General features: G+C 40.5%; 5 protein-coding genes and 4 tRNA genes. 8 read left to right on the top strand and 1 reads right to left on the bottom strand.

Annotation, left to right across the window (positions count from 1 at the left end; translation table 11 throughout):
- Nucleotides 1-134: 134 nt before the first annotated feature.
- Nucleotides 135-1,685: a ribonuclease Y gene (gene rny / locus AAAY30_RS10955; RefSeq protein ID WP_022234350.1), complete on the bottom strand. Its 1,551-nt coding sequence runs from the start codon at nt 1,683-1,685 to the stop codon at nt 135-137.
- A 542-nt stretch (nt 1,686-2,227) separates the two neighbouring features.
- Here rny and gap point away from each other — a divergent pair.
- The 8 genes from gap (at nt 2,228) to AAAY30_RS10995 (ending at nt 5,882) form a co-directional block, all read left to right on the top strand.
- Nucleotides 2,228-3,265, top strand: coding sequence for a type I glyceraldehyde-3-phosphate dehydrogenase (gene gap, locus AAAY30_RS10960; RefSeq protein WP_022233849.1), 1,038 nt, complete (start codon nt 2,228-2,230; stop codon nt 3,263-3,265).
- A 164-nt stretch (nt 3,266-3,429) separates the two neighbouring features.
- Nucleotides 3,430-3,732 carry a YerC/YecD family TrpR-related protein gene (locus tag AAAY30_RS10965; RefSeq protein ID WP_022233850.1) on the top strand — a complete coding sequence of 101 codons (303 nt, stop codon included), beginning with the start codon at nt 3,430-3,432 and terminating at the stop codon, nt 3,730-3,732.
- Nucleotides 3,729-4,487, top strand: a complete 759-nt coding sequence (locus tag AAAY30_RS10970) for a class I SAM-dependent DNA methyltransferase (RefSeq protein WP_302333851.1) — start codon at nt 3,729-3,731, stop codon at nt 4,485-4,487. The genes AAAY30_RS10965 and AAAY30_RS10970 overlap by 4 nt, the downstream gene beginning before the upstream one ends.
- 12 nt (nt 4,488-4,499) lie before the next feature.
- Nucleotides 4,500-5,420 carry an Hsp33 family molecular chaperone HslO gene (gene hslO / locus AAAY30_RS10975; RefSeq protein WP_022233852.1) on the top strand — a complete coding sequence of 307 codons (921 nt, stop codon included), beginning with the start codon at nt 4,500-4,502 and terminating at the stop codon, nt 5,418-5,420.
- A gap of 146 nt (nt 5,421-5,566) precedes the next feature.
- Nucleotides 5,567-5,642, top strand: a tRNA-Val gene (locus AAAY30_RS10980).
- A 3-nt stretch (nt 5,643-5,645) separates the two neighbouring features.
- Nucleotides 5,646-5,722 (top strand) — tRNA-Asp (locus AAAY30_RS10985).
- A 6-nt stretch (nt 5,723-5,728) separates the two neighbouring features.
- Nucleotides 5,729-5,804 (top strand) — tRNA-Phe (locus tag AAAY30_RS10990).
- A gap of 5 nt (nt 5,805-5,809) precedes the next feature.
- Nucleotides 5,810-5,882 (top strand) — tRNA-Gly (locus AAAY30_RS10995).
- Nucleotides 5,883-5,884: the final 2 nt, after the last annotated feature.

Below are 5,884 nucleotides of genomic sequence, written 5' to 3' on the forward strand. Positions count from 1 at the left end.
TTGGTCGACCTTTTCAAAGGTCGACCAAACTTTTATAATTAATTGGCAAATCAATTTGCTAAACCATAATTCAACTCGTTTTAACTCAACGCAACAAAAAAAGAGATACCCACGAAAGGTATCTCTTGATTTAATTATTTTGCGTAATTGACAGCTCGGCTCTCTCTTATGATATTAACCTTAATCTGTCCCGGATATTCAAGCTCTTCTTCAATCTTCTTGCAGATTTCTCTTGCAAGCGGAAGCATACGCTCGTCATTTATGACTTCGGGTTTAACCATAATACGAACCTCACGGCCTGCCTGAATAGCATATGAGCTTTCAACACCCTCAAATGAAGATGCAACTTCTTCAAGCTTTTCAAGACGCTTGATGTAGTTTTCTACATTTTCTCTTCTTGCACCCGGTCTTGCGGCAGAGAGTGCGTCGGCAGCCTGTACAAGACAAGCTACAACCGTCTTTGCCTCAACATCACCGTGGTGAGCCTGAATAGCGTGAATAACCGCATCGTGTTCTTTGTATTTTCTTGCCAAATCTACACCGATTTGAACATGAGTTCCTTCGACCTCGTGGTCAATTGACTTACCGATATCGTGTAAAAGACCCGCACGCTTTGCAATTGTCGGATCCATACCAAGCTCGCTTGCCATCATACCTGCAAGATATGAAACTTCAAGTGAATGATTAAGTACATTCTGACCGTAGCTGGTACGATAACGAAGTCTGCCGAGTAACCTGACAAGCTCCGGATGAATGTTGTGTACGCCTGCCTCAAGCACTGCTCTTTCGCCGTCGTGCTTGATTGTAGCGTCAACTTCTCGTCTTGCTTTTTCAATCATTTCTTCGATTCTTGCCGGATGAATTCTGCCGTCTGAAATAAGTTTTTCAAGAGCAATTCTTGCAACTTCTCTTCTTACAGGCTCAAAGCTTGAAAGAGTGATTGCTTCCGGTGTATCGTCAATGATAAGATCAACACCTGTGAGTGTTTCAATGGCTCTGATGTTTCTGCCCTCACGACCGATAATTCTGCCCTTCATTTCGTCATTCGGAAGAGGAACTACGGAAATTGTAGCCTCTGCAACCTGCTCTGCGGCAAGTCGCTGAATTGCAAGAGAAATAATGTTTCTTGCTTTTTCGTCCGCCTCATCCTTAAGCTGCTCCGTATATTCCATAATCTTAACGGATTTCTCATGAGCAAGCTCGTCCTCAAGCTGTGAAAGCAGGTAACTCTTTGCCTGCTCGGCTGTATAGCCGGAAATTTTCTCAAGCATTTCAAACTGACTTTTCTTGAGTGTTTCGATTTCCTCAAGCTTTGCATCAGCGTCTTTTAACTTACGAGAAAGCTTTTCGTCCTTAAGCTCCATGTTGTCAAGCTTTTTGTCGAGGGTTTCTTCCTTTTGCTGAATGCGTCTTTCCTGGCGTTGAACTTCTTTGCGGCGGTCGGCAATTTCTTTTTCGCTCTCGGTTCTGAAACGGTGAACCTCGTCCTTGCCTTCTAAAACAACCTCTTTCTTTTTGGCTTCGGCTGTTTTCATAGCTTCCGACACGATTTTTCTTGCCTCTTCTTCTGCACTTCCGATTTCCTTTTCGGCAACATTTTTACGATAGCTTATACCTGCAAAAATGCCTATGCCCGCACCGAGAAGCAACGCAACAATAATTAATATTATTGCTAATAACGACATTCTGACACCTCCTTGTTTGATTTTTAATTAGATAATAAGTTTAAGTTCAATCAAACAGCCTTGTCGGTGCCGTTAGTAAAGATATTCAATTTTCATTTTTATAAAAATAATTTAATTTTAATATTTTTTATATGCTGTGGTTTGCAACAAAGGTATATTATAACGATTAATAAGTTATAAAAACTAAATAAAAAATATCTATAAATAACGGCTCTGAACGAGTCTGATTAATAAAAAATAGGTAAATTTGCATTAATCCTATTTAACCGCACTAACGGTATTATAAGTATTTTATCCTAATTTAATAAAAATGTCAAGAATATTAATGGCAATTTTGCAAATAAATAATTAAAAAGCGCAACATTCACAGGACAATTTGACAATAGCGTTCGTCAAATTGCAGTAAAAGATGCAGAAATTTTGTAAAATTTTCGTTTTTATGTAAAATTCATAAGAAATTTGTTAAAATTTTATCAAACACTTGAATAACAGCAAAAAATGTAATATAATTAAACTACCTTATAAATTAGGAGGAATTTAAAATGTCAGTAAAAGTTGCAATTAACGGTTTCGGCCGTATCGGTCGTCTTGCATTCAGACAGATGTTTGGTGCAGAGGGCTATGAGGTAGTTGCTATCAACGATCTTACAAAACCATCAATGCTCGCAGATCTTCTCAAGTATGATACAGCACAGGGCGGTTACTGCGGTAAAATCGGTGAGAACCTTCACACAGTAGAGGCTGATGACGAGAACAACACAATCACAGTTGACGGCAAGACTCTTACAATCTATGCTAAGGCTAACGCTGCTGAACTCCCATGGGGTGAGATCGGCGTAGACGTAGTTCTTGAGTGCACAGGTTTCTACACATCAAAGGCAAAGAGCCAGGCTCACATTGATGCCGGCGCTAAGAAGGTTGTTATTTCTGCTCCTGCAGGCAACGATCTTAAGACAATCGTTTACAGCGTAAACGAGGGTACACTTACAGCTGATGATACAATCATTTCTGCAGCTTCATGTACAACAAACTGCCTCGCTCCTATGGCTAACACACTTAACAAGTATGCTGAGATCCAGAGCGGTATCATGTCAACAATCCACGCTTACACAGGCGATCAGATGATCCTCGACGGTCCTCACAGAAAGGGTGACCTCAGAAGAGCAAGAGCAGGTGCTGCTAACATCGTTCCTAACTCAACAGGCGCTGCTAAGGCTATTGGTCTTGTTATTCCTGAGCTCAATGGTAAGCTCATCGGTTCTGCACAGCGTGTTCCTGTTCCAACAGGTTCAACAACAATTCTTACAGCTGTTGTTAAGGGTAAGGATGTAACAGTTGAGGGCATTAACGCTGCTATGAAGGCTGCTGCTTCTGAGTCATTCGGTTACAACGAAGATCCAATCGTTTCTTCAGACGTAATCGGTATGAGATTCGGTTCACTCTTCGATGCTACACAGACAATGGTATCAAAGATTGCTGACGATCTCTATGAGGTACAGGTTGTTTCTTGGTATGACAACGAGAACTCATACACAAGCCAGATGGTTAGAACAATTAAGTACTTTGCTGAATTAGGCTAATCTTAACCTATAATTTATCAGGTATAAACTTTAAGCTGTCTCTTTTGAGGCAGCTTTTTGTTTTTATAAAAATTTTTCTGTTGATATTTACTTTTATACTTTTGTATGTTAAAATTTTAGTGTATAAAAATATTTGCAATGTTTTGCAAAGGAGAACGGAAATTATGAACTCTAAGTTAAAAAACAGTGATACTGATTTTCTTTTTAAAGCAATTCTTTCTCTTGAAAACGAAGAGGAGTGTTATCGCTTTTTTGAAGATTTATGCACAAGTCCTGAACTTAAGGCTATGTCACAAAGACTTGTTGTAGCAAAAATGCTTACAGAAAAAAAGGTTTATTCTGAAATTGTAAAAGAAACGGGTGCGTCAACCGCAACAATCAGTCGTGTAAAGCGTGCTCTTTTTGATAACGATACCTACGGTTACACACTTGTACTCGATAAAATCGCCAAAGAGGAAAACAAATGAGTTACAATATTTTTGCCGATTATTATGATGTATTAATGCAAAATGTCGGCTACAAAGAGCGAAGCGACTACATTTGTGAGCTTATGAAAAGGCATAATCACGAATTTGGCATTACACTTGACCTTGCCTGCGGTACGGGCAGTCTTACTACGGAGTTGGCACTTAAGGGCATAGATGTTTACGGAATTGACGCAAGTGCGGAAATGCTTAGCGAGGCAATGCAAAAGTCGAGCGAAAAAGGGCTTAATATTTTATATTTAAAGCAGAAAATGCAGAATCTTAACCTTTACGGCACTATAGATACTTGTATTTGTACGCTGGACAGCATAAATCACATTACAAAAGAAGAAGATGTGACAAAGGCTTTTGAGCGTGTAGCTTTCTTTATGGATAAAGACGGTTTGTTTGTATTTGATGTCAATACCGTTTATAAACACGAACAGGTGCTTGCGAATAATACATTTGTATATGAAACCGATAAGGTATTTTGCGTGTGGCAGAATACTTTACGGGAAAACTGCGTGACGGATATTGACCTTGACTTTTTTGAAGAAGAAAACGGCATTTATTATAGAACAAGCGAGAGCTTTTCGGAGCGTGGATATTCAAGAGAAAAACTGACGGAAATGCTTGTAAATGCGGGTTTTGAACTTGAGGCTGTATATGGAGATATGAGTTTTGACGAACCGAAAGCCGACGAACAAAGGCTTGTTTTTGTGGCAAGAATGAAAAATCCAATCAATAAGGTATGTTAACGGGAGAATAATATGGATAAAATTATAAGATGTATAACATCGGACGGTGCAGTAATGGCATCGGCTATTGATGCGTCCGATATTGTTTTTAAGGCACAGAAAATTCACGGACTTTCAAGAAGCGCTACTGCGGCACTCGGCAGACTTTTGTGTGCGACTTCTATGATGGGTGCAATGCTCAAGCAGAAAGACGCATCAATTAACCTTAGAGTATCGGGTGACGGAGAACTCGGCCCCGTAATAGCGGTTGCGGACAGTAAGGGTAATGTTCGTGGATATGTAGGAAACGCAAATTGCCCTACCGAATACTATAACAACGGCAAAATCAATGTTTCAAAAGCAGTAGGTAAAAACGGTGTGCTTAATGTAATGCGTGATTACGGTTCAGGCGACCCGTATATCGGTCAGGTTGAGCTTGTAAGCGGAGAGATTGCCGAGGATATTACCAATTATTTTGCAACAAGTGAGCAGATTCCCACAGTATGTGCGCTTGGCGTTCTTATTAATAAGGAGGACGGCGAAGTGATGCTCGCAGGCGGATTGCTTATTCAGCTTTTGCCGGGTGCTTTTGAAGATACAATTGAAAAACTTGAAAAGAATCTCGAAACTCTCGAGCCTGTTACAACTATGCTTGCAAAGGGAATGAGTATTCTTGATATATGCAAAACCGCTCTTGCAGGCTTTGAGGTAGAAGTGCTTGACGAGTACCCTGTAAAGTATGTTTGCACTTGTTCAAGAGAAAAACTCGAAAGACTTTTCTGTACAATGAGCGACGATGAAATTCGTGCAATGCCTGATGAAAACGGCAGAGTAGTGGCTAATTGTCATTTCTGTAACAAGAAGTATATCTTTAATAAAGAAGACCTTGAGAAGATTATTAAAGAGAAAAATTCCAAGGATAACACTTCCAAAGACAAAAAGTCAAAAGAGTAAATTGTCGTAAAATATCGTGTTGCTTTGCTTTTGTAAAGTTTTTTTGAAAAAAATTCAAAAAAGTGTTGACATTTGAGCCGATATGGTGTATTATAATACCTGTCGCTAAGAGATACGACAAACGAAAGCGAAGCGACAAAGGCAATGGGAGCATAGCTCAGCTGGGAGAGCATCTGCCTTACAAGCAGAGGGTCATAGGTTCGAGTCCTATTGTTCCCACCATTTGGCCCGGTAGTTCAGTTGGTTAGAACGCTAGCCTGTCACGCTAGAGGTCGACGGTTCGAACCCGTTCCGGGTCGCCAAATTTTGCCTCTGTAGCTCAGTCGGTAGAGCAGGGGACTGAAAATCCCCGTGTCGATGGTTCGATTCCGTCCGGAGGCACCAAAAATGCGGATGTAGCTCATCTGGTAGAGCGCCACCTTGCCAAGGTGGAGGTAGCGGGTTCGAGCCCCGTCATCCGCTCC

Source organism: Ruminococcoides bili, assembly GCF_040093295.1.
Classification (GTDB): Bacteria; Bacillota; Clostridia; order Oscillospirales; family Acutalibacteraceae; genus Ruminococcoides; species Ruminococcoides intestinale_A.

What these genes read in the sequence shown, in the direction of transcription:
- rny (WP_022234350.1), bottom strand. Translation starts at nt 1,685, where the DNA reads ATGTCGTTATTAGCAATAATATTAATTATTGTTGCGTTGCTTCTCGGT.
- gap (WP_022233849.1), top strand. Translation starts at nt 2,228, where the DNA reads ATGTCAGTAAAAGTTGCAATTAACGGTTTCGGCCGTATCGGTCGTCTT.
- AAAY30_RS10965 (WP_022233850.1), top strand. Translation starts at nt 3,430, where the DNA reads ATGAACTCTAAGTTAAAAAACAGTGATACTGATTTTCTTTTTAAAGCA.
- AAAY30_RS10970 (WP_302333851.1), top strand. Translation starts at nt 3,729, where the DNA reads ATGAGTTACAATATTTTTGCCGATTATTATGATGTATTAATGCAAAAT.
- hslO (WP_022233852.1), top strand. Translation starts at nt 4,500, where the DNA reads ATGGATAAAATTATAAGATGTATAACATCGGACGGTGCAGTAATGGCA.